We start from the raw sequence: 20,699 nt of genomic DNA on the forward strand, positions 1-20,699 counted from the left end.
ATTTTAAGAGCTATACATGATTGTGCTGTAAGTATTTCTTTAGAGTGTTGGCGGTCGTGATGTCTTGTTTAAGTGACTTGACGAGCGCATTTGAATCTATTAAAAAAGCCGTATTGAGACCATTCGATACTTTTTTAACATATGAGTTGTGTTTTTGATAGCTTTTAAAGTTCAGATTAAAATACCCACCCTCACCCAAAAAACAAATTTCAGAATGCGGCATTATTTTTGCAAATTTAATCATTATGAAATGAGCATCAATACTTCTATTTGAAGGGTAATGTATGATATTAATATTTTTAAAATGATATTTGTCAGTGTTTATAGGTTTTTGACTAATCAAAACAACTATGGCAGTTGAATTTTGGTAAACTTCAATAAGTTTTTTGGTCGAAGTAATTACATTGGGTAATTCATCTTTTGAAGATATTAATAAGAAAGTTTTATAAGGTTTTTTTTTGAATGTTGCCACAATTTAATATTATCTTTATTCCTGGAACTGTTAGTTATCAGTCAATTGCATTGATTTCAATGTTGCAAAATACTGACTTAAACTTCAGATTAGTTGGTAATAGTTTAAATCAAAATGAAGCGAAATTGTTAGAACAAATCAGTGAATGCTCTAACAGACTAACTTATGCAAATTTCGAATCTGATCAGATTATCCCTCATGGTACATTGCTGGACTTATTATTTATTTCTGAAAATAACAAGTATTTTTGTTTTTGTGACTCTGATCTTTTTTTGTTTAAACCTTTATCACAAAAGCAATTATTGAGATACATGCGTAAAGCAGTGGTTTTTTCTTCAGGCGGTAGAATCGAAAATGAAGATGAGGCTATTTACGCTGGATTTAAAGGTGGTGCAACAACCAAAAGTCCTGATGGTAAAATTGATTTAGCCACAAGTTTTTTTTGTATCTACAGTAGAGAACATTTAAAAAGAACGTTATTAAAATATAAAGTTGGCTTTGAGCAATATAGACTGGATAGCCAAATACCAGACAAGGCAAAAAAAATAATAGATGCGTATGAAATCGAATATGAAATGTTTGATACTGGCAAACTTCTAAGCGTGCTTTACCATTATGAAAGATACAAGAAATCATTTGATGAACTTGATGGTTTAGTACACATAGGAGGTATGAGTGGGAGATACCTGCAAAAGTTAGACATCACATCTTCAGTTGTTTTGGATGATTCTGAATTGCCTTCTAAAAATAGAGATAATGGCAACAAATATAATTTTAGGAATGAGTATGAAAAGAATTTAAAACGTCATTACGGAAAATATTTCTATTGCTATTTAAACCATATTATTGGCAAAGGTGCCAAACCGACAATTAACACGAATGATAAAAGAATTAAAAAAACAATTAAACGGTTGGAGTCTGAGATAAGTTACGTCTGGGAGCAAGCACAACTTTTTCATGAAACTAAAAAAATTGCAGCAATCATCAAATCTTCATGATTAGAGGAATAATCTATACAGCCATTACTAATGGCTATGACACAGTAAAAACACCTAAAACAGATCAAACTTTACCGATGGTCTGTTTTCAAAACTCTACCGGTGGCTATACCAATCGATGGGAATCTAAAAAAATTGATCTTATTAATGATGACCCTATCAGAACTGCTCGCTTTTACAAGCTTCATCCTCATTTATTCTTTCCAAATTACGATTGGAGTATCTGGGTTGATGGTAGCTTATTGATAACCGACGACCTAATTAAACTATTAAATGAAGCAATTAATAATAAAGCTAAACTTGCTATATATAAACATGCAAAAAGAAATTGTTTATATCAGGCAGCACATAATTGTATTGATAAAAACAAAGACAGCAAAGAAGTTATTGAGAAACAAATTGATACTTATAAATCAATCGGATACCCTCAAAATAATGGATTAGTTGCCAGTGGCGTGATTGTAAGAAGGCATAACGACCCTCAAATTATTGAATTAATGAATAATTGGTGGAGTGAAATATACAACCATAGCAGAAGAGATCAAATTAGTTTTAATTATGCCTGTTGGAAAATGAACTTTAAGTATTGGGAAATTCCCACAAGAATCGGTGATGGTAGATACTTCATGAGAAACCCTCATGCATAATAATCTATCAAGAATTTTTGTTACTGGTGCGTCAGGTTTTATAGGAAGTTATCTTCATAAGATCATATCTCAAAGTGGATATGATGTAATTTGTATATATAACGTTCATGCTATTAATAATTCAACACCTTCAATTAAATGCAATTTACAACACGAGTCATTGTATGATCAGTTTATTAAGTTTAAACCAGATACCATCATTCATTGTGCTGGCTTAAACCCTTCAGCGTTAATCAAACAAGATGATTCGATGTTTTATCAATTCAATCGTGATGCTACACTTAATTTAGCCAACCAGTTTTTAAAATACTGTGAATCAAATCAGAACAAAAACAAAAAGAAATTTTTAAACTTATCCACTTATGAAATATATGGAAATATCAAAGATTTGAATGGATTTAATGAATCTTCCAGCACCAATCCACTTAATGCTTACGCTGATTCAAAAGCTCAGGCTGTCAATGAAATTGAACAATTAGTCAGCAATAGTGTAGATTTTATAAATGTAATATGCACTAATAATTATGGCCCCGGGCAGTCAAACGATAAATTAATCCCGGTTGTTTTTAATAAACTAATTAAAAATCAAAAAATTATTATAAAAGGTGATGGGTCAAGCCAAAGAACTTGGACATTTGTCAAAGATACATGTGAAGGTATAATTCAAGCATTGAAAAATGGCAAACATAAAAGATATCACTTAAGTGCCAATAACCAAATATCAGTCATTGGTGTGATTAAAGCCATTCATGATATTTTAAAATCGCAAAATTTCGTTGCAACTGATTCAGCCCGTCTAACTTGGCATGAGGCAAATAATAATCCGATTTTTAAAATAGACTCAAGCTGGTCTGAAAAAGAATTAAATTGGACCGCTAAGACCCCTTTTTCAATGGGACTCAAACATACCCTAGAATATTTAAAAAAACAGAGAGATGAATAATAAATTAGCTATTTTAATTATTATTGAACCAGGCCTATTAGAGCAACAAGCCGAGCTACTAATAAAATCTATTCATAAATATCTAACTGCGGAAATTGATATTTTTACATTTTCTCCACGTGTTGATCGAAAGCCAGGATCCCACATGGAATCTTTTTTAAAATATCAGGTCACCCACCACTTTAATAGTGATTTAAATATTGATTATCCTGATTTTCCACTTGCCAATGGACTATATGCTAGTTCGTTTTTCGAAAGAGAGCAGCCTGAATATTCAAAAATTTTACTGACCGACACCGATACGGTTTTTATTAATAATTTACCCAATGAGATATTTGAAAATAATACTGTCTTTGTATCACCTGCAGACAATAAGGGCGTAGGCTCAGAAGGCAATGATGACCCAGAAGATATTTTTTGGCGTCAAATGTTTGAATTTTTTGATATTGATTTACCTGAAGCAAATATGACTACAACCGTGAGAAATAACACGATTAGGCCCTATCACAATTCAGGATTTGTTCTTGTTAATGGAATTGATGGCTTTTATCAGCAATGGTTCAAAGATTTTGATGAGCTGATGAAGTCAAATATTAGACCAAAATTTGTAGGCAGAGATGGTACAAATTTTGGCTTTTTTGAGCAATTGGTTCTCTCTATAACCACTGAAAGGATAATCAATAAAAAAAGATTCTTTCCAAGACAATTAAACTATCCCATTCCTTTTCAACCATACTTATCGAGTGAAAAAAGATCCTTAGATTTTAATGAGTTATGCCATATCCACTACCACAAATGGTTTCAACATCCGGGATTTTTAGATCATGTGACTACTGATGAAGACAAGAAGACAGAACAGTATCGTTGGCTGAAAGAGCAGTTGCCTTTGCAACCGACCATAGATGGGCCGTTTAAATGTTGATGTCTTCTTTTCTAAAATTAATCCCCCCCCTGCTGATAGTTTGCTAATCGGTTACAATGTCCTTTTTAGTTTGCGATTTGTAATATGACCAACAAAACCCTGTATTTAGTCGATGGTTCGAGTTATTTGTTTCGGGCTTTTTTTGTGCCAAATTTACGGCGACTGACCAGTAAAGACGGGCATCCGACCGGGGTTATTTATGGGGTCAGTAATATGATTCAGCGGATGCTGGATGAATATAATCCGACTTATATGGCGGTGGTGTTTGATGCCAAGGGTAAAACTTTTCGGCATGATATGTATGCCGAATATAAGGCCAACCGGCCGCCGATGCCGGATGAGTTGCGCATGCAATTACAGCCGACCAAAGATGTGATTAAAGCCATGGGCATCCCGCTGATTGAGGTGCCGCATGTGGAGGCGGATGATGTCATCGGTACGCTCGCCAAAAAAGCCGAAGCCCGGGGGGTTGAGACCTTGGTGTCCACCAGTGATAAGGACTTGGCGCAGTTGGTGTCGAAGCATGTGACTTTGGTTAACACCATGAGTGATACGGTGCTGGATGAAGCTGCGGTGTTTGATAAGTTTGGCGTGAAGCCGTCACAGATTATTGATTATTTGGCGCTGATTGGTGATTCTTCGGACAATATTCCGGGGGTGAATAAGGTTGGACCGAAGACGGCGGCTAAATGGCTGGCCGATTACGGCAGTGTCGATAACATAATTAAACATGCCGATGAGTTTAAAGGCAAGGTTGGCGAATACCTGCGTGAAGGCATTAATCAGCTTAAATTATCGCGGGAGCTGGTGATTATTAAGCAAGATTGTGACATTGCGTATGAACCCGATGATTTTCTGATCGGTGACAAGGACATTCAAACCTTAAATCAAATCGGCCAACAATACGACATGAAGCGGTTTGCCGAGTTAACCGCAGAGGGTGTTAAAAAAGAACCCGAAGTGAAAACCGATTATCAATGTATTGATGATTTGAAGGATTTAGCGCGCTATTTAAAAACCGTCGAACAATCCGGGTTGGTGGCGGTGGATTTAGAAACCACCTCGCTGCAGCCGATTGGGGCTGAGATTGTCGGTTTATCGCTGTGTTGTGAAGATAACAAGGCGGTGTATGTGCCGATTGGCCATACTGAAGACAGTCAGCAGTTGGATTTATCCGACGTGTTGGATGTGCTGTTACCGGTGTTAAATAAGGTCAAAATTATCGGTCAGCATTTTAAGTATGACTTGAATGTGTTGTCTAATTACGGTCGATCGGTGGAAACGCTCGAATACGACACCATGCTGGAATCCTATGTGCTGGATCCGGCGGCCAACCGGCATGATATGGACACGTTGGCCGACATTCACCTGAATCGACAAACCACGAAATATGAAGACATCTGTGGCAAGGGTGTGAAGCAAATTCCTTTTGCCGAGGTTTCGATACAGCAAGCCACGCATTACGCCGCGGAAGATGCGGACATTACCTGGCAACTGCACCATAAATTGTGGTCGGATTTAAAAGACTTACCGCAATGTGCTGTTTTTCAGGAATTAGAAATGCCGCTGGTGTCGGTGTTGGCCTCGATGGAGCAAACCGGGGTATTGATTGATAAAGGTGAACTGGATAAACAAAGCCGTGAATTGGGCGAAACCATGACGCAACTGGAACAAAAAGCTTATGAAATCGCCGGTAAAGAATTTAATTTAGGCTCACCCAAACAACTGCAACAGATTTTATTTGAAGAACAAGGCATACCGGTGAAAAAGAAAACCCCGGGCGGCCAGCCATCCACCGCCGAAGATGTATTGCATGATTTGGCCGCTGATTATGAGCTTCCGGATGTGATTTTGGAACACCGATCTTTAAGTAAACTCAAAAGCACCTACACCGATAAACTACCGCAGGAAATCAGTGCACAAACCGGTCGGGTGCACACCTCGTATCATCAGGCGGTGACCAGTACCGGTCGTTTATCCTCATCCAACCCCAACCTGCAAAATATCCCGATTCGCACCGAAGAAGGCCGTAAAATCCGCAAAGCCTTTATCGCTGAACCCGGGTGGCAGGTGATGGCGGCAGATTATTCGCAGATTGAACTGCGCATTATGGCGCATTTATCACAAGACGAACAGTTACTGAAGGCCTTTAAGAATGGCATAGATATCCACAGCCAAACAGCTTCGCAGGTATTTAACGTGACACTGGATGAGGTCGATGGTAGTCAGCGACGAGCGGCCAAAGCCATTAACTTCGGCCTGATGTACGGTATGAGCGCGTTTGGTTTAAGTAAGCAATTACATGTGTCGCGCAAAGAAGCCGCCGGTTACATGGCGCAATATTTTAACCAATTCCCCAAAGTCGAGGCGTTTATCGAAGGCATCAAAGAACAGGCAGCGGAACAAGGCTATTTAGATACTTTATTTGGCCGTCGTTTATATTTTCCGGACATCACTAACCGTAACGCCCGTGTCCGTGCCGGTGCCGAACGCGCTGCCATTAACGCCCCCATGCAGGGCACTGCTGCCGACATCATCAAAAAAGCCATGCTCGCAGTTTACCGGGAAATCAAAAACGCTGATGATATTAAGCTGATTATGCAAGTTCACGATGAACTGGTGTTTGAGATTAAACAAGATTCCGCACAAAAATGGTCTGAAAAAATTAAAACCATTATGGAAGACGTGGTGTCATTAGATGTGCCGTTAGAAGTTGAGTATGGGATGGGGGGGAATTGGGACGAGGCCCATTAGAGGTTTGCTTCGCAGCCACTTGGCCTACATGGATGTAGGTCTGCAACGCGAGCAAGGACGCGGTAGTTGCCTTTTTTGCTTCGCAGGCTTTAATGAGCTGCGCTGATAGACTCGCCGTGCTCGCCAAGGCGCATCATAGGTGCGATTTACCTCTTTATTTTTTTAGAATTAAGATAATTTAACGTTGTTTTAAATTAGTTGGGCTACGCAGCCACTTGGCCTACATAGCATATATTGTTCCCAACAATCTATGCATTTCTTACGTCCTTTTAAATCGATGTGGGTCTGCAGCGTTAGCAGGACGCGGTAGTTGCCGCTTACAGGACGTAAGTGTGCAACGTTAGCAGGACGCGGTAGTTGCCGCTTACAGGACGTAAGTGTGCAACGTTAGCAGGACGCGGTAGTTGCCTTTTTTGCTCCGAAAAAAAACCGTAACTGCTTCGCAGGCTTTTATGAGAAGCCCTGTCTGACTCGCTGCGCTCGCCAAGGTGCAGAATAGGTGCGATTTATTTATATTTTGGAGAGAGTTAGGTTTGCCGTTTTTTTGATTCTTACCTAACTTACTATGGATACATTGCAGAGCAGTTCTCCAGGAACAAAAAAGCCGGTAACATATACCGGCTTTGATGAAATTCATTTGAATTTATCTTTTAAGCTTTTTCTTCAGACGGCTGATGGCCTGGATTTGGGCGACGGCTTTGGCCAGGTCGGCCTGGACTTGTGCCAGATCGTACTGCTTGTTGCTGTCTTGAAGAAGATTTTCAGCTTCTTCTTTGGCTTTAATCGCCGCCGCTTCGTCGATGTCTTTGGCACGAATCGCGGTGTCGGCGAGCACTGACACCAGATTTGGCTGGACTTCTAAAATGCCGCCGGACACATAAAACTCCTGTTCAGTACCATCGGTGTGGTGCACCCGCACCTGCCCCGGTTTTAAGCGGGTTATCAAAGGTGTGTGGCGTGGGGCAATACCCAATTCACCGGACACACCACTGGCAATGACCATGGTGACATCACCGGAATAAATGGCATTTTCGGCACTGACTATATCACATTGAATGGTCTTCATTTAGCTGTCCTCAGGCGGCCTTTTCAGACATTTTTTTGGCTTTTTCCAACACTTCATCAATGCTGCCGGCCATGTAGAAAGCCTGCTCAGGGATGTGGTCGTATTCACCGTCAATAATGCCTTTAAAACCACGGATGGTTTCACTTAATGGCACATAAGTACCGGGGGTTCCGGTAAAGACTTCAGCCACGAAGAAAGGTTGTGAGAAGAATCGCTCAATTTTACGCGCCCGGTAAACGGTTTGCTTGTCTTCTTCAGACAACTCATCCATCCCTAAAATGGCGATAATGTCTTTTAATTCCTTATAGCGTTGCAAGGTACCTTGAACCGCACGGGCTGTTTGGTAGTGCTCTTCACCCACCAGCTGCGGATCCAGTTGCCGAGAGGTTGAATCCAACGGATCCACCGCCGGATAAATACCTAATTCTGCAATTGAACGTGATAACACAACCGTGGCGTCCAAGTGCGCAAAGGTGGTCGCAGGTGACGGATCGGTTAAATCATCCGCCGGTACATAAACCGCCTGAATCGAGGTAATCGAACCTTTTTTGGTGGAGGTAATACGCTCTTGTAATTTACCCATTTCTTCAGCCAGTGTCGGCTGATAACCCACCGCAGATGGCATCCGACCCAGCAGCGCGGATACCTCGGTACCGGCCAGGGTGTATCGGTAAATGTTGTCAATAAACAGTAAAACGTCACGGCCTTCATCACGGAAGTATTCAGCGATAGTCAAACCGGTTAAAGCAACCCGTAAACGGTTACCCGGCGGCTCATTCATCTGGCCATAAACCATGGCCACTTTTGATTCTTCCAGATTGTCAATGTTCACAACACCGGCTTCCTGCATTTCATAATAGAAGTCATTACCTTCACGGGTACGTTCACCGACACCGGCAAACACGGACAAACCTGAGTGTTTGGTGGCGATGTTGTTAATCAGTTCCATCATGTTCACGGTTTTACCCACACCGGCACCACCGAATAAGCCCACTTTACCCCCTTTGGCAAACGGACAAACCAGGTCAATAACTTTAATACCGGTTTCCAAAATTTCATCAGAAGCAGCTTGTTCATCATAAGCCGGGGCTTCACGGTGAATTTCCCAGGTGTCTTCGGCGTTGACGTCACCTTGCATGTCGATGGGCTCGCCCAACACATTCATAATCCGACCCAGGGTTTTCTTACCTACGGGCACAGAAATGGCTCGGTTTGTGTTGTCCACTTTTAAACCGCGTTTTAGGCCGTCAGTTGAACCCAATGCAATGGTTCTGACCACGCCGTCACCCAGTTGTTGTTGGACTTCCAGGGTGGTGTTGGTCTCACCAATTTTAAGGGCATCATATAATTTTGGCACGGCATCACGTGGGAATTCCACGTCCACCACTGCACCAATGATTTGTACAATATTACCTGAACTCATAGTCTGACTTCTCCTATACGGCGGCGGCACCGCCGACAATTTCTGAAATTTCTTGTGTAATGGCTGCTTGTCTGGCTTTGTTATAGACCAATTGCAGTTCTTTAATTAAATCTGAGGCATTATCCGTGGCCGACTTCATCGCCACCATGCGGGCGGCGTGCTCAGAGGCCAGGTTTTCCAGTACCCCTTGGTAAACCAATGATTCAATGTAGCGGGTCATCAAATTATCCAGCACTTCTTTGGCATCGGGCTCATAAATGTAATCCCAATTAGCCCGTGACACCGCTTCATCACCGGCCGGTAAGGGCAGCAATTGATCCACCGTCGGTTTTTGGGTCATGGTGTTGATAAAATCATTATAAGCCAGGTAAACATGGCTTAATTCACCGGCCGAGTAAGCATCTAACATCACTTTGACCACACCAATCAGTTCGGTGAGTTTCGGGTTATCACCCAGCGACGAAATATTGGCCTTCAGATTCACACTGCTGTTTTTGAACATGGTGGTGGCTTTGTTACCCACGGTGACCACGTCAATTTTTTTGCCTTGTGATTCCCACTCACGCATGTTGATGACGGTTTGTTTAAACAAGCCGGCATTCAGACCGCCACACAAACCACGATCGGTGGAAATGATGATATAACCCACACGATCACCCGCCTGGTCATGCATAAACGGGTGTTTATACTCGGGTGTTGCCTGAGCCAGGTGGTTAATCATTTCCTTGATTTTGCGCACGTAAGGACGCGAGGTTTCCATTTGGTCCTGGGCTTTTTTAATTTTACTCGCCGACACCATTTCCAAAGCGGTGGTCACCTTACGGGTGGACTTAACGCTTTTTATTTTGGTGACGATTTCACTGCCAACTGCCATATCTACTACCTGTTATTGGTTTAATCAACGGGCGGCTTAAAAGCTGCCTGTTTTCATAAAATCTTCAACCCCGGCTTTTAACTGGGCTTCAATTTCATCATTAAAGTCGCCGGTTTCGTTGATTTTTTTCATCAATGCTTCACTGTTGTTGTTCATGTGATCAATCAAAGCATGCTCAAAATCACCAATCTTATCCAGCTCGACCTTGTCCATATAACCACGGTCAACCGCATATAAAGACACCGCCATTTCAGCGACACTCATAGGTGAATATTGTTTTTGCTTCATCAATTCGGTCACACGCTGACCACGTTCCAGTTGCGCTCGGGTGGTTTCATCCAAATCAGAAGCAAACTGGGCAAAAGCGGCCAATTCACGGAATTGAGCCAGTGCCAGACGCACACCACCACCGAGTTTTTTGATGATTTTGGTTTGTGCTGCACCACCCACACGAGAGACCGACAAACCGGCATCAATCGCAGGTCGAATACCTGAGTTAAATAAATCAGTGCCGAGGAAAATCTGGCCGTCGGTAATCGAAATCACGTTTGTCGGTACGAACGCAGACACGTCACCAGCCTGAGTTTCAATAATCGGTAAAGCGGTTAATGAGCCGGTTTTGCCTTTCACTTCACCGTCGGTAAATCGTTCAACGTAGTCCGCATTGACTCGCGCGGCACGTTCCAATAAACGGGAGTGTAAGTAAAACACATCACCCGGATACGCTTCACGGCCCGGTGGACGTTTTAACAACAGAGAAACCTGACGATAGGCCCAGGCTTGTTTGGTCAAATCATCATAAGTAATCAGGGCATCTTCACCGCGGTCACGGTAGTATTCACCCATGGCACAGCCTGAATAGGGAGCAATGTATTGCATGGCCGCAGAATCAGAAGCGGTGGCCGCCACCACGATGGTGTGTTCCATGGCGCCGTGTTCTTCCAGTTTACGCACCAATGAAGCCACTGATGAACGTTTTTGACCGATGGCCACGTATATACAGATCACGCCGGTGCCTTTTTGGTTGATGATGGCATCAATGGCAACGGCTGTCTTACCCGTTTGGCGGTCGCCAATAATCAACTCACGCTGACCACGTCCGATTGGCACCATGGCGTCAATGGATTTCATACCGGTTTGTACCGGCTGGTCAACCGATTTACGGTCAATCACGCCGGGGGCAATTTTTTCAATCGGTGAAGTCAGTTTGGTTTTAATTGGTCCATGACCATCAATGGGGTTACCCAGTGAGTCAACCACGCGGCCTAACAATTCAGGGCCGACCGGCACTTCCAGAATGCGGCCGGTACATTTTGCTTTGTCGCCTTCTGAAATATGACCGTAATCACCCAAAATCACCGCACCAACGGAGTCTCTTTCCAGGTTCAAGGCCAGTGCATAAGTGTCACCGGGCAACTCAATCATTTCACCTTGCATCGCATCGGCCAGGCCGTGGATACGTACGATTCCGTCTTGCGCACTCACAATGGTGCCTTCGGTACGGGCCTCTGACTGAACCTTAAAGTCCTTAATGCGGTCTTTAATCAGTTCGCTTATTTCTGATGGATTCAATGTCGTTTGCATTGGTGCTCCTCGTTGCTTCTTTTCAGCGTTTAATCCGCTAAAATATTAGTTAAATAGTTCTGTTTTTAATCGCTCGATTTTACCGCTTAAAGTACCATCGATGACCAAATCACCACAGTGAATTTTCGCCCCGCCTAACAAAGACGCATCCACTTCGATGGACAAAGTGATGTCTTTGCCTGTGCGGCGTGATAAAGCGGCCGTTAACCGTTGTTGCTGATCCTCACTTAAAGGCGCTGCGGACTGAACCTGTACGGACAGTGCGCCTGAATCCTGCTCATAATAGTGCTGATAAAGTTCAGCCACATCCGGCAGCAAGGGCAGTCGGTCGTTTTCAATCATTAAGCGAATGAAATTCTCATAATGGCTGTCTTTTGTATCACCGATAATGAGGTCAACCAGCTGTTGGTCAGTGACATCAGGGTCAGTGAATATCGTTGCCACGTCATCGTGATCCGCCAATCCGGCGGCCACGGCCAATTGCTTTTGCCATTGGGAGACCTGATCCACCGACTTGGCGAATTCATAGGCCGCTTTGGCATAAGGTCTGGCTAAGGTTATCAACTCACTCATGCTTAAATCTCTGCGATTAATTCATCCAATAATTGGGCGTGCTTTTTGGCATCAATTTCTTGACTGATTAATTTTTCAGTACCGGCTATAGCCAGTGCAGCCACTTGCTGTCTGAGCTGTTCACGGGCACGGTTGACCTGTTGCTCAATTTCAGCTTCTGCCGCCGCCAGTTGGCGTTCTTTTTCTGCCAGGGCTTCATTTTTTGCCTGATCCTTGACTTTGGTGGCCACCTGATTGGCCTGGTCCTTAATCTGACCGGCCTGATCTTTGGCTTCAATAATCAATGTTTCGACTTTGGCTTTGGCAGTTTGCAGCTCTTTCTCAGCACGATCGCCGGCCGCTAAACCGTCGGCGATTTTTTTCTCGCGCTCCTCCATGGCACCCAAGATTACCGGCCAGATGTACTTCATGGTAATCCAGATCACTGCGAAGAAGACCACCATTTGAATGACTAATGTTGCGTTAATGCTCATCTTGTGTACTCCGAGGTTATCTGTCGCGGGATGCTAAACTTAACCTGTAATAGGCGCTAATAATGGGTTGTTGAATGTAAAGAACAAGGCGATACCCACACCAATCATGGCAACCGCGTCAAGCAGACCCATTAACAGGAAGTACTTACCTTGTAACATAGGGGCCAGTTCAGGCTGACGTGCCGTGGATTCCAGTAAGCGACCACCTAAGATACCCAGACCAATACCGGTACCAATGGCGCTTAAGCCCAGAATGATTGAAACAGCAATGGCAGTCATGCCTTGGACTTGTGCAATTAAAGCTAAATTTTCCATCGTTTTCTCCGATTTACCTTTTTTAAATAAAAATATTAAAGTTAATGATCTTCATGTGTCTCATGGGCCATGTTCATATAAACCACACTCAACATCATAAAAATATAGGCTTGCAACGTAATAATTAAAATGTGGAACACGGCCCACACAAAAGCAAGAATAAATTGCATCACTGATACCAGTATGCCACCGGCCGTAAAGAAATCAGCAAAAGTGTAATTAACGGTCAAAACCGCAATCAATATGAATATCAGCTCACCGGCATACATGTTGCCGAAAAGTCGCAGACTCAAAGACACCGGTTTGGCCAGCGTTTCCACCAGATTCAAAAACAGGTTCGGTCCGGCGAGTAGTATTTTACCCAACCAACCTTGTGCAGCAAACGGATGGGTTAAAAACTCTTTCACGTACCCCAGAACCACAGGTTTTTTCACGGTAAAGCTGTAATAAAACACCAACAACATCACCCCGAAACTCATACCAAACACGATGTTTAAATCCGTGGAAGGCACGATTTTCATATATTCAATACCAACCAGAGTCCCTAACCAGGGCAATAAATCAATCGGCAACAGGTCCATAAAGTTCATCAGCCAGACCCAGATAAAAATACTCAAAGCCATCGGCGCCACCAGTTTGCTGGAACCGGTAAAGACATCGGTGACCTGCTTATCGACAAAGCCAAGAATCATTTCCACAAAGTTCTGGGTTTTTGAAGGCACACCGGCAGTGGCTTTTTTGGCCACACTGCGGAAGAATAAAAGATAGATTGCCGCCAACAAAATGGTATAAAACACACTGTCGGCATTGATGGTCCAAAAACTGCTGCCTTCAACAAGTTCCTTGGTATTGTTCACCAAATGGTGGCTGATGTAATCACCAGCGCTGCCGCCATTTTCGCCACTTGCCATCGTTTATCTCACTTAAAAGAGGTTAACAAAGCCACCCAAAATGCTAACAGGGTGATAATAAATCCAATCAACAAAGCCATTAACTGGAACGAAAACTGTGTGATGGCCACATAAAACAAAGCACCAATCACAATAAATTTGAGGATTTCTCCTTTCACCATTTTCCCCACCATGGCTTGATCCGGTGAAAACGGCCAGGCCACTATAAAGGCAAAGGTTAATGATCCAAGGGCGCTGATGACAGCGCCTGCCATGGCTGATCCGGCGGCCGCTTGACCTTGGAACAGCCAAAAAAATACGGCTGTCAAAACACCGATTATCACCTGATAAAGCGGTATTTTAAAAACCGTTTTCTTCACTTCTTGCCAGGAAAATTCGGTGGTCATTGAAGGCCTCTTATCCCCATGACAATGGACATCTCAATTAAGCCGTCACAATTGCCGTTGCTAAAAGCGGGTGCATTATAAAGGCTTCACCCGTCCAAAGCAATGTTTTTAGCACAAATTTAAACGCCCTGTTCAGTCTGTTGCCGACCTTATTCTACTCTTGTTTTGTTGGGTTTTTTGAAGATTTTCTTGCCCGCGGGTGACTGCGGTCATAAACCTGAGCCAAATGCTGAAAATTTAAGTGGGTATAAATCTGGGTAGTGGACAAGTCCGCATGCCCCAGCATATCCTGGACGGCCCGCAAATCTCCCGATGATTCCAGTACATGACTGGCAAACGAGTGGCGCAATAAATGCGGGTAAACCCGTTGCCAGAGGCCGAGTTGTTGCGCCCAATGCTTAACCCTTGCCTGGATACTGCGTGGCTTAAGCCGACCACCACGTTTTGAAACAAACACCCAGTCCACACTGCTTTGATTCATATCACGGCTGTCCTGTTGCCAGTTTGACAAGGCCTTTAAAGCGGCCCGACCCACCGGCACCACCCGGGTTTTTTGGCCTTTGCCCAATAACCTGACAAGACCTTCGCCCCAATTCAAATCAACCCATTGTAGTCGGCTCAGCTCTGAAAGGCGCAAGCCTGATGAATAAAACAACTCCAGCATGGCTTTATCACGGCGTTCAATGGCGGAGTTTTGCGGGACATCCAACAACTGAAAAATAAGATCCACATCCAGCACTTCAGGTAATTTTCGACCAACTTTCGGTGCATTGACAAGACTCACCGGATTATGATCAAGCGGACAATTGGGGGCCTGTTTGAGAAAATCAAAAAAATTCAGCAAACTGGATCGGTATCTGGCCACGGTTTTCGGCGATTTACCGCGACCTGATTGTCGGCGCAAAAATTGACGCACCTGATCACTGCCGATGTCACAAACATCATTCTTATCTGACAAGCACAAGTCTGTTTTGAAAAGTGATATGTCCTGTTTGGCCGCCGTTACCGTGTGAGGCGATAAATGACGGGTGTCTTGCAAATAGGCCAGATAGGCGTCAAGACATGGCTTGATTTGAATCATTCTCTGGCTGATCGGAAGTGGTCATAGTGGCGGTTTTTTCCTGGGTTTTGCGTCCCGAACTCACCGCAAAAAACTGACTGATGATATGACCCAGCTTCTGCAAAATATCACTGGCCGCATGGGGCATAAACTTATCCTCATCGCAACTGGCAAAACCCAGCAACCCAAACTCCGCCTGTGGCCCAAGCGGAATGATAATGGCCGAACGGATGTCTTTATGGGCGCCGAACATGGCTTCAATTTGCGACTGGGGCAAACGGCCGGCTAAGGGCTCTGACTGATGCTGGAAAACTGTAAACTGACTTTTTTGGGCCGCTGTCAGGGCCTCACAGTAACGCCCGGGAAGTGCCTGCAGAAATTCCTGACGACAACTGAGTTTAAAATAATCACTGGCAAAATGCTGTTGTACGAACGCGACAAAACGATTCAAAAATTCGGCCTGTTCAGAAACCGCCAGCGTCACCAGCAATTCAAAAACACGGTTCATCAGTGTCTCATTGATTTTGGCGTGATGAATCAGCTGTTTGATTTGGTTTTTAAGCTGTTGGTTTTGCTGCTGCAGGGTTTTGGCCCGGTAAGTGGCCATTTGCTGTAACTGACCCTGTTCATCGGCCACCTGCAATTCCTGTAACAAAGACGGATTGTCTGCGAAAAAATTCGGGTGGTCTTTTAAATAAGCCACGATGTCTTGTTTTGAAATAGATTCACTCATAAATTTGTCCTTGATAAACGAATTTTGCCGGACCAATCAGACTTATCTTATCACACGCATTGTTCAGTAAAACGGTTAAATCACCGCCCGGCATCGAAACCGTCACTTGATCCTGACCTTTAAAATAATGCCGCAGCACAATCGCCGCGGCCGCGGCCCCGCTACCACAGGCCGGTGTTTCCCCGGTTCCACGTTCATAGACCCTGATTCGCACCTGATTGTCACGAATGATTTGCATCACTTCCAGATTCACACCGGCTTCAAATAAAGCACCGATCCGTGATGCGTTTTCGGCCAATGGTTCTTGCGACACATCATCACTGATCAGTACGCAATGGGGGTTACCCACATCCACCAGATACGCGTTTATTTCGGTATTCGGCAAACGCAGGTTTTTTTGTTGATAATGAAATGCCTGATTCAGGGTTATTGCCAACCGGCCATCGGCTTTGTGGTCCAACACAACCTGCCCGCCGACACCGTGAATGGTCATCGGCATTGCTACTTGTTTGTTTTTAAAGTAAAGAGCAATGGCACGCTGGCCATTCCCGCATTGTTCAGCCGCGCTGCCGTCGGCATTGTAAAACTGATAGCATTGAAGCTTATTTTTTTTGAATAAATAAATTAACTGATCAAAACCCACGCCCAGGCGCCGGTCGGACCAAAGCCGAATACGTTCAGCATCCGGCGGCAAAGTCAATCCCGCAGGCTGGCAATCGGCATCGAGCAACATGAAATCATTGCCCAGACCGTGCATTTTCTCAAAACGGTAGCTGGCTTTGCGCATTGTTTTCAGACTCTGGGTCTTGATGAATCTTATCAACTGCCACATCCTGCGGCTGGTATAAATCACCTTTGTTGCCACACGCTGTGAGCGACGCCACAAGCAACAGCAAAAATCCAAAATGAATACTGGCTATTAAACGGGTGTATTTTAGCTTAAATTTCATGGCTGTCTGTCTTCTTGATAATCACAGGCTATAATAGAGCGCATCATTCATGAAGACAACCCAAATATGCTCGAATACATCACCGCCCATACCGGCAACAACCCCGATTATGTCATTATCTGGCTGCACGGCTTGGGTGCCGACGGCCATGACTTTGAACCGGTGGTACCGCAATTTAAAAACCCCAAACACAGTTTTCGCTTTATTTTTCCCCATGCACCGGTGCAACCGGTGACCATCAACGGTGGTATGGCGATGCGTGCCTGGTATGACATCACCGCCATGGACATCCATAGACATGTGGACGAAGACGGTATCAATCAGTCCGTAGGGCTGGTCCAGGCATTAATCGACCGGCAGTTAAAAGACGGTTTTAAAGCCGAACAAATTGTACTGGCAGGCTTTTCGCAAGGCGGTGCTTTGGCATTGCATATGGCCCTCACCGGCCAACACAAATTGGCTGCGGTTATCGCCTTAAGTTGTTATTTGCCGGTACCCGGGGTCATAAGCAAACGAAGTGATTTTAGTCATAAAGACACACCTTTTTTTATGGCTCACGGCCAGCATGACCCGGTGGTACCTTATGCCCTGGGTGAACAAAGCAAGGATTTATTGATTAAAGCCGGCTTTAAGGTGGACTGGCATACTTACCCGATTCAACATGGCGTGGATATGAATGAACTCAACGACATTAAATCATTCTTATTGTCGCTGCCATGACCCATCACAATCAGGATGACTTGTTTTGTTATAAAGAACACCTGCAAAACAATCATCCCGAGACCCGCATTGATATCGTTGCCCAAACCGACTCCACCCAAAGACAGGTTAAACCTAACAGTGTTTTTATTGCCGACAGTCAGCAAGCCGGTGTGGGTCGGCGCGGCAACCAGTGGTTCAGTCCGGCGGGCCGGTCCATCAGCTTGTCGTATCGTTTTTGTTTGCCGCTGACAGCCACTGAACTCAGTGGTTTTCAGTTAACCACAGCTTTGGCGGTGACGGCTGTCATGAAGCATTTTGGCAGTCCGCCGCAACGTTTGCTGAAATGGCCCAATGATTTGTGTTTTGAGCAACGTAAATTTGGCGGTATTTTAATCAATCTCAGTCCCAACCAGGACCGCCAAAGCACCGATGTAACTGTCGGCATTGGTCTAAACTGGTCACTCAGCGAAAAAACCCTGACTCAGATTGACCAGCCGGTTTGCAATATCCCGATTGCCAACAAACCGCACCGTGGCTTATTTATCGATCAATTGTTAAGTCGCCTCAAACAGGTCAATCAACAGTTTTGTGATGATGGATTAAAACCTTTTTTGAAACGATGGTCGCATCAGGACAGCTTACAAAACAGCCGGATTGAACTCAAACAAGACCGGCAGATAATGCAGGGCGATTATGCCGGCTTGAGTCCGCGGGGTGAATTGCAAATCCGGGTAAACGGCCAAATCCGCTGTTTTGGCAGTGGCGAAGTCCGTGTTCGGGCTTTATAATTTGCACGCTCGCAGTGCGGTTTAAAAACCCTGTCATTCGTTGGAGATTTTTACAGTCAGTTATGCGCTATTTATTCATTGTTTTATTATTGCTCAATATCGGCTTTTTTATTTGGCTGGAGCGCTTCAGCGCAATACCGCAAAAAACCTTTACAGCGGTTGACCCCGGCATCCGGTCTCTGGTGCTGTTATCAGAACTGAATGACCCATCGTCCGGTGATTCAGCGATTGACAGCTTCAACACCCAAGACAACAGCCACAGCCGGGAAGTGATTAATTTACGTTGTTTTGCAGCCGGCCCTTATCGTGATGAAGCCAACGTATTAACCGCTGCGGAAAACATCAAATCAAGTGTATTAAAATCCACTATTCGGCGACTTACCACCACCCAGGAAGCAGGCTACTGGGTGTATATTCCGGCCTTGCCCAGCCGTGCCGAAGCCTTGAAAAAAGGCCGTGAACTGGCCGCTGCTTACGTCAAAGACTATTATGTGGTCACATCTGGAAACAACGAAAACTCCATTTCACTGGGGCTGTACCGGGAACCGTTTAATGCAGACAACCGCGTCAACCAACTCAAACAAAAAGGCTTTGCGGTGGAAAAGGAAACCCGTTTAGAGCAATGGCCGGAATTCTGGCTGGACTTCAGCCTTGGTGAAGACAGCGAATTTGACCCGCAAACGCTGCAAAGTGAAAATATTGCCGTCAATGAAATTATCTGTCCGGGTGATAAGTCCTCGTGAACATACTGTTTTGTGACTGCAGCCATCCCAAAAGTTATGATTTTGACACATTAAGTCAGCAAGCCACAGGCGGAACAGAATCCAGCTTATTGCGCCTGTCCGCACTGTTTGCGGCTCAAGGACATCAGGTCAGCGTCTTCCAGCAAGCACGTCAAAGGGCGCGGCAACAAAACAAGGTTCATTTTATCGGCGCCGCTCACCTCGACTCATTGAAAGAAGTGGCGGTGATTGTGGTGTTAAGAAAAGACCGGCAATTAAAATCCTGGCAACAACGCTTCCCAAAAGCCCGGACTTTTTTGTGGCTGCACACCTATAAAAAATGGGAATTTGTCTTCAAAAGGCTGTTCAAACATAACCGACGGGCGTCGATTATTGGTAATTCAAATACCCACGCCAAGCACCTGAACCAACAACTGCATAACAACGTTTTTGCCCGGCTTTTAACAACCCTCGGTGTACCTAAATTAAACGTCAATTATGGCTATAACCCGGTGCCTAAACCGATGGTTTCTAAACCAGTCAAACGCAACTGCAACAAACTTATATTTTTATCGGCCCCAAACAAAGGCCTGGCAGAAGTTCTCAATCACTTTAAACACGTTAAAGCCGCGATGCCCGATATGCAGCTTCACATCGCCAACCCCGGTTATCGAGACCAAACCGACATTCAACAACCCGGTGTTCATATCTTAGGCGCCTTACCCCAGACTGAATTATGGCAACATGTGGCCGAAAGCCTGTGTGTGTTCTATCCACAAACGTCTTTTGCAGAAACATTCGGGTTAATCTATGCCGAAGCCAACGGACTCGGCACACCGGTGCTGGCGCACGACATCGGCGCTGCCAGAGAAGTTTTACACCCCGAAAACCCGCTGATTGACTGCCATAACAGCCAGCTTGTCATTAAAACTTTACAACAATGGCAAGAAAAATTGCCACCTGTAAAATACCGAGATATCTTTGCCAACCAGTCAATTTATCGGCAATGGTCTGAATTACTTACCCTGAAAATCTAAAGACACCGAATTAATGCAATAACGCTGACCGGTTTCGGTGGGACCGTCATTAAACACATGGCCCAGGTGCCCTTCACATTGGGCACAGACCACTTCGGTGCGGCGCATGCCGTGGGAATCATCGAACACTTCTTTAACTGTGTCACCCGCGATGGCGCGGTCAAAGCTGGGCCAGCCGCAATGGGCATCGAATTTGCTGTCACTGGTAAATAAAGCCGCACCGCAGGATTTGCACGTGTAAGTACCGTCTTCAAAGTGGAGGTTATATTGTCCGCTGTGGGGGCGTTCGGTACCTTTGTTGACAATCACTTCATAACTGGTTTCATCCAATTTATTTTTTAATTTGTCTTTATGTTCTTTTCTCAT

23 protein-coding genes are annotated in these 20,699 nt (G+C 44.5%); 9 read left to right on the forward strand and 14 right to left on the reverse strand.

Annotated features, from left to right (window positions below; genetic code table 11):
- Positions 1 to 462 precede the first annotated feature (462 nt).
- The 5 genes from IEV16_RS02785 (at position 463) to polA (ending at position 6,736) form a co-directional block, all read left to right on the forward strand.
- Positions 463 to 1,470, forward strand: a complete 1,008-nt coding sequence (locus IEV16_RS02785) for a hypothetical protein (protein WP_188364148.1) — start codon at positions 463 to 465, stop codon at positions 1,468 to 1,470.
- The gene (locus IEV16_RS02790; protein ID WP_188364149.1) at positions 1,467 to 2,117 is read left to right on the forward strand and encodes a glycosyltransferase domain-containing protein; all 651 of its coding nucleotides are present in this window, start codon (positions 1,467 to 1,469) and stop codon (positions 2,115 to 2,117) included. The genes IEV16_RS02785 and IEV16_RS02790 overlap by 4 nt, the downstream gene beginning before the upstream one ends.
- Positions 2,110 to 3,060 carry an NAD-dependent epimerase/dehydratase family protein gene (locus tag IEV16_RS02795; RefSeq protein ID WP_188364150.1) on the forward strand — a complete coding sequence of 317 codons (951 nt, stop codon included), beginning with the start codon at positions 2,110 to 2,112 and terminating at the stop codon, positions 3,058 to 3,060. Before IEV16_RS02790 ends, IEV16_RS02795 begins: the two co-directional genes overlap by 8 nt.
- Entirely contained in the window at positions 3,053 to 3,982 is a 930-nt protein-coding gene (locus tag IEV16_RS02800) for a GT-B fold glycosyltransferase domain-containing protein (protein WP_188364151.1), read from the forward strand. Before IEV16_RS02795 ends, IEV16_RS02800 begins: the two co-directional genes overlap by 8 nt.
- Before the next feature lie 84 nt (positions 3,983 to 4,066).
- Positions 4,067 to 6,736: a DNA polymerase I gene (gene polA / locus IEV16_RS02805; RefSeq protein WP_188364152.1), complete on the forward strand. Its 2,670-nt coding sequence runs from the start codon at positions 4,067 to 4,069 to the stop codon at positions 6,734 to 6,736.
- Between the two features lie 643 nt (positions 6,737 to 7,379).
- On the opposite strand, the gene IEV16_RS02810 is transcribed toward polA, so the two are convergent.
- From IEV16_RS02810 to lptM, 13 genes are all read right to left on the reverse strand, one after another.
- Positions 7,380 to 7,802 (reverse strand): F0F1 ATP synthase subunit epsilon, encoded by a 423-nt coding sequence (locus IEV16_RS02810; protein ID WP_188364153.1) that lies wholly within the window; start codon positions 7,800 to 7,802, stop codon positions 7,380 to 7,382.
- 10 nt (positions 7,803 to 7,812) lie between these two features.
- Positions 7,813 to 9,225 (reverse strand): F0F1 ATP synthase subunit beta, encoded by a 1,413-nt coding sequence (gene atpD / locus IEV16_RS02815; protein ID WP_188364154.1) that lies wholly within the window; start codon positions 9,223 to 9,225, stop codon positions 7,813 to 7,815.
- A gap of 13 nt (positions 9,226 to 9,238) precedes the next feature.
- Positions 9,239 to 10,099, reverse strand: coding sequence for a F0F1 ATP synthase subunit gamma (gene atpG / locus IEV16_RS02820; protein WP_188364155.1), 861 nt, complete (start codon positions 10,097 to 10,099; stop codon positions 9,239 to 9,241).
- A gap of 36 nt (positions 10,100 to 10,135) precedes the next feature.
- Positions 10,136 to 11,683, reverse strand: a complete 1,548-nt coding sequence (gene atpA, locus IEV16_RS02825; protein ID WP_188364156.1) for a F0F1 ATP synthase subunit alpha — start codon at positions 11,681 to 11,683, stop codon at positions 10,136 to 10,138.
- A 45-nt stretch (positions 11,684 to 11,728) separates the two neighbouring features.
- On the reverse strand, positions 11,729 to 12,256 hold the full coding sequence (locus IEV16_RS02830) for a F0F1 ATP synthase subunit delta (protein ID WP_188364157.1): 528 nt from the start codon (positions 12,254 to 12,256) through the stop codon (positions 11,729 to 11,731).
- Between the two features lie 2 nt (positions 12,257 to 12,258).
- On the reverse strand, positions 12,259 to 12,729 hold the full coding sequence (locus IEV16_RS02835; RefSeq protein ID WP_188364158.1) for a F0F1 ATP synthase subunit B: 471 nt from the start codon (positions 12,727 to 12,729) through the stop codon (positions 12,259 to 12,261).
- A gap of 39 nt (positions 12,730 to 12,768) precedes the next feature.
- Entirely contained in the window at positions 12,769 to 13,044 is a 276-nt protein-coding gene (gene atpE, locus IEV16_RS02840; protein WP_188364159.1) for a F0F1 ATP synthase subunit C, read from the reverse strand.
- 41 nt (positions 13,045 to 13,085) lie between these two features.
- The gene (gene atpB, locus IEV16_RS02845; protein ID WP_188364160.1) at positions 13,086 to 13,955 is read right to left on the reverse strand and encodes a F0F1 ATP synthase subunit A; all 870 of its coding nucleotides are present in this window, start codon (positions 13,953 to 13,955) and stop codon (positions 13,086 to 13,088) included.
- 8 nt (positions 13,956 to 13,963) lie between these two features.
- A complete protein-coding gene (locus IEV16_RS02850) occupies positions 13,964 to 14,341 on the reverse strand; it encodes an ATP synthase subunit I (RefSeq protein ID WP_188364161.1) in 378 nt (125 codons plus the stop codon).
- A gap of 154 nt (positions 14,342 to 14,495) precedes the next feature.
- Complete coding sequence (locus IEV16_RS02855; protein WP_188364162.1) at positions 14,496 to 15,422, reverse strand: tyrosine recombinase XerC; 927 nt, start codon at positions 15,420 to 15,422, stop codon at positions 14,496 to 14,498.
- Positions 15,397 to 16,134 (reverse strand): DUF484 family protein, encoded by a 738-nt coding sequence (locus IEV16_RS02860; protein WP_188364163.1) that lies wholly within the window; start codon positions 16,132 to 16,134, stop codon positions 15,397 to 15,399. The genes IEV16_RS02855 and IEV16_RS02860 overlap by 26 nt, the downstream gene beginning before the upstream one ends.
- The gene (dapF, locus tag IEV16_RS02865; RefSeq protein ID WP_188364164.1) at positions 16,127 to 16,921 is read right to left on the reverse strand and encodes a diaminopimelate epimerase; all 795 of its coding nucleotides are present in this window, start codon (positions 16,919 to 16,921) and stop codon (positions 16,127 to 16,129) included. The genes IEV16_RS02860 and dapF overlap by 8 nt, the downstream gene beginning before the upstream one ends.
- Positions 16,896 to 17,084 carry an LPS translocon maturation chaperone LptM gene (gene lptM, locus IEV16_RS02870; protein WP_188364165.1) on the reverse strand — a complete coding sequence of 63 codons (189 nt, stop codon included), beginning with the start codon at positions 17,082 to 17,084 and terminating at the stop codon, positions 16,896 to 16,898. Before lptM ends, dapF begins: the two co-directional genes overlap by 26 nt.
- Before the next feature lie 66 nt (positions 17,085 to 17,150).
- Between lptM and IEV16_RS02875 the strand changes: the two genes are divergently transcribed.
- From IEV16_RS02875 to IEV16_RS02890, 4 genes are all read left to right on the forward strand, one after another.
- Positions 17,151 to 17,804 carry an alpha/beta hydrolase gene (locus IEV16_RS02875; RefSeq protein WP_188364166.1) on the forward strand — a complete coding sequence of 218 codons (654 nt, stop codon included), beginning with the start codon at positions 17,151 to 17,153 and terminating at the stop codon, positions 17,802 to 17,804.
- Positions 17,801 to 18,574: a biotin--[acetyl-CoA-carboxylase] ligase gene (locus IEV16_RS02880; RefSeq protein WP_188364167.1), complete on the forward strand. Its 774-nt coding sequence runs from the start codon at positions 17,801 to 17,803 to the stop codon at positions 18,572 to 18,574. The genes IEV16_RS02875 and IEV16_RS02880 overlap by 4 nt, the downstream gene beginning before the upstream one ends.
- Before the next feature lie 62 nt (positions 18,575 to 18,636).
- Positions 18,637 to 19,317 (forward strand): SPOR domain-containing protein, encoded by a 681-nt coding sequence (locus IEV16_RS02885; RefSeq protein WP_188364168.1) that lies wholly within the window; start codon positions 18,637 to 18,639, stop codon positions 19,315 to 19,317.
- Complete coding sequence (locus IEV16_RS02890; protein WP_188364169.1) at positions 19,314 to 20,333, forward strand: glycosyltransferase family 4 protein; 1,020 nt, start codon at positions 19,314 to 19,316, stop codon at positions 20,331 to 20,333. Before IEV16_RS02885 ends, IEV16_RS02890 begins: the two co-directional genes overlap by 4 nt.
- Here the strand turns inward: IEV16_RS02890 and msrB are convergent.
- Positions 20,313 to 20,699 (reverse strand): peptide-methionine (R)-S-oxide reductase MsrB, encoded by a 387-nt coding sequence (gene msrB / locus IEV16_RS02895; RefSeq protein ID WP_188364170.1) that lies wholly within the window; start codon positions 20,697 to 20,699, stop codon positions 20,313 to 20,315. The two genes, IEV16_RS02890 and msrB, sit on opposite strands and share 21 nt — an antisense overlap.

The sequence above is a fragment of the Marinicella pacifica genome (assembly GCF_014636635.1).
GTDB lineage: Bacteria > Pseudomonadota > Gammaproteobacteria > Xanthomonadales > Marinicellaceae > Marinicella > Marinicella pacifica.

What these genes read in the sequence shown, in the direction of transcription:
- msrB (WP_188364170.1), bottom strand. Translation starts at nt 20,699, where the DNA reads ATGAGAAAAGAACATAAAGACAAATTAAAAAATAAATTGGATGAAACC.
- atpD (WP_188364154.1), bottom strand. Translation starts at nt 9,225, where the DNA reads ATGAGTTCAGGTAATATTGTACAAATCATTGGTGCAGTGGTGGACGTG.
- IEV16_RS02790 (WP_188364149.1), top strand. Translation starts at nt 1,467, where the DNA reads ATGATTAGAGGAATAATCTATACAGCCATTACTAATGGCTATGACACA.
- lptM (WP_188364165.1), bottom strand. Translation starts at nt 17,084, where the DNA reads ATGAAATTTAAGCTAAAATACACCCGTTTAATAGCCAGTATTCATTTT.
- IEV16_RS02835 (WP_188364158.1), bottom strand. Translation starts at nt 12,729, where the DNA reads ATGAGCATTAACGCAACATTAGTCATTCAAATGGTGGTCTTCTTCGCA.
- IEV16_RS02830 (WP_188364157.1), bottom strand. Translation starts at nt 12,256, where the DNA reads ATGAGTGAGTTGATAACCTTAGCCAGACCTTATGCCAAAGCGGCCTAT.
- IEV16_RS02850 (WP_188364161.1), bottom strand. Translation starts at nt 14,341, where the DNA reads ATGACCACCGAATTTTCCTGGCAAGAAGTGAAGAAAACGGTTTTTAAA.
- IEV16_RS02785 (WP_188364148.1), top strand. Translation starts at nt 463, where the DNA reads ATGTTGCCACAATTTAATATTATCTTTATTCCTGGAACTGTTAGTTAT.
- IEV16_RS02855 (WP_188364162.1), bottom strand. Translation starts at nt 15,422, where the DNA reads ATGATTCAAATCAAGCCATGTCTTGACGCCTATCTGGCCTATTTGCAA.
- IEV16_RS02810 (WP_188364153.1), bottom strand. Translation starts at nt 7,802, where the DNA reads ATGAAGACCATTCAATGTGATATAGTCAGTGCCGAAAATGCCATTTAT.
- IEV16_RS02875 (WP_188364166.1), top strand. Translation starts at nt 17,151, where the DNA reads ATGCTCGAATACATCACCGCCCATACCGGCAACAACCCCGATTATGTC.
- dapF (WP_188364164.1), bottom strand. Translation starts at nt 16,921, where the DNA reads ATGCGCAAAGCCAGCTACCGTTTTGAGAAAATGCACGGTCTGGGCAAT.
- IEV16_RS02800 (WP_188364151.1), top strand. Translation starts at nt 3,053, where the DNA reads ATGAATAATAAATTAGCTATTTTAATTATTATTGAACCAGGCCTATTA.
- atpG (WP_188364155.1), bottom strand. Translation starts at nt 10,099, where the DNA reads ATGGCAGTTGGCAGTGAAATCGTCACCAAAATAAAAAGCGTTAAGTCC.
- IEV16_RS02795 (WP_188364150.1), top strand. Translation starts at nt 2,110, where the DNA reads ATGCATAATAATCTATCAAGAATTTTTGTTACTGGTGCGTCAGGTTTT.
- atpB (WP_188364160.1), bottom strand. Translation starts at nt 13,955, where the DNA reads ATGGCAAGTGGCGAAAATGGCGGCAGCGCTGGTGATTACATCAGCCAC.
- atpA (WP_188364156.1), bottom strand. Translation starts at nt 11,683, where the DNA reads ATGCAAACGACATTGAATCCATCAGAAATAAGCGAACTGATTAAAGAC.
- atpE (WP_188364159.1), bottom strand. Translation starts at nt 13,044, where the DNA reads ATGGAAAATTTAGCTTTAATTGCACAAGTCCAAGGCATGACTGCCATT.
- polA (WP_188364152.1), top strand. Translation starts at nt 4,067, where the DNA reads ATGACCAACAAAACCCTGTATTTAGTCGATGGTTCGAGTTATTTGTTT.
- IEV16_RS02860 (WP_188364163.1), bottom strand. Translation starts at nt 16,134, where the DNA reads ATGAGTGAATCTATTTCAAAACAAGACATCGTGGCTTATTTAAAAGAC.
- IEV16_RS02880 (WP_188364167.1), top strand. Translation starts at nt 17,801, where the DNA reads ATGACCCATCACAATCAGGATGACTTGTTTTGTTATAAAGAACACCTG.
- IEV16_RS02885 (WP_188364168.1), top strand. Translation starts at nt 18,637, where the DNA reads ATGCGCTATTTATTCATTGTTTTATTATTGCTCAATATCGGCTTTTTT.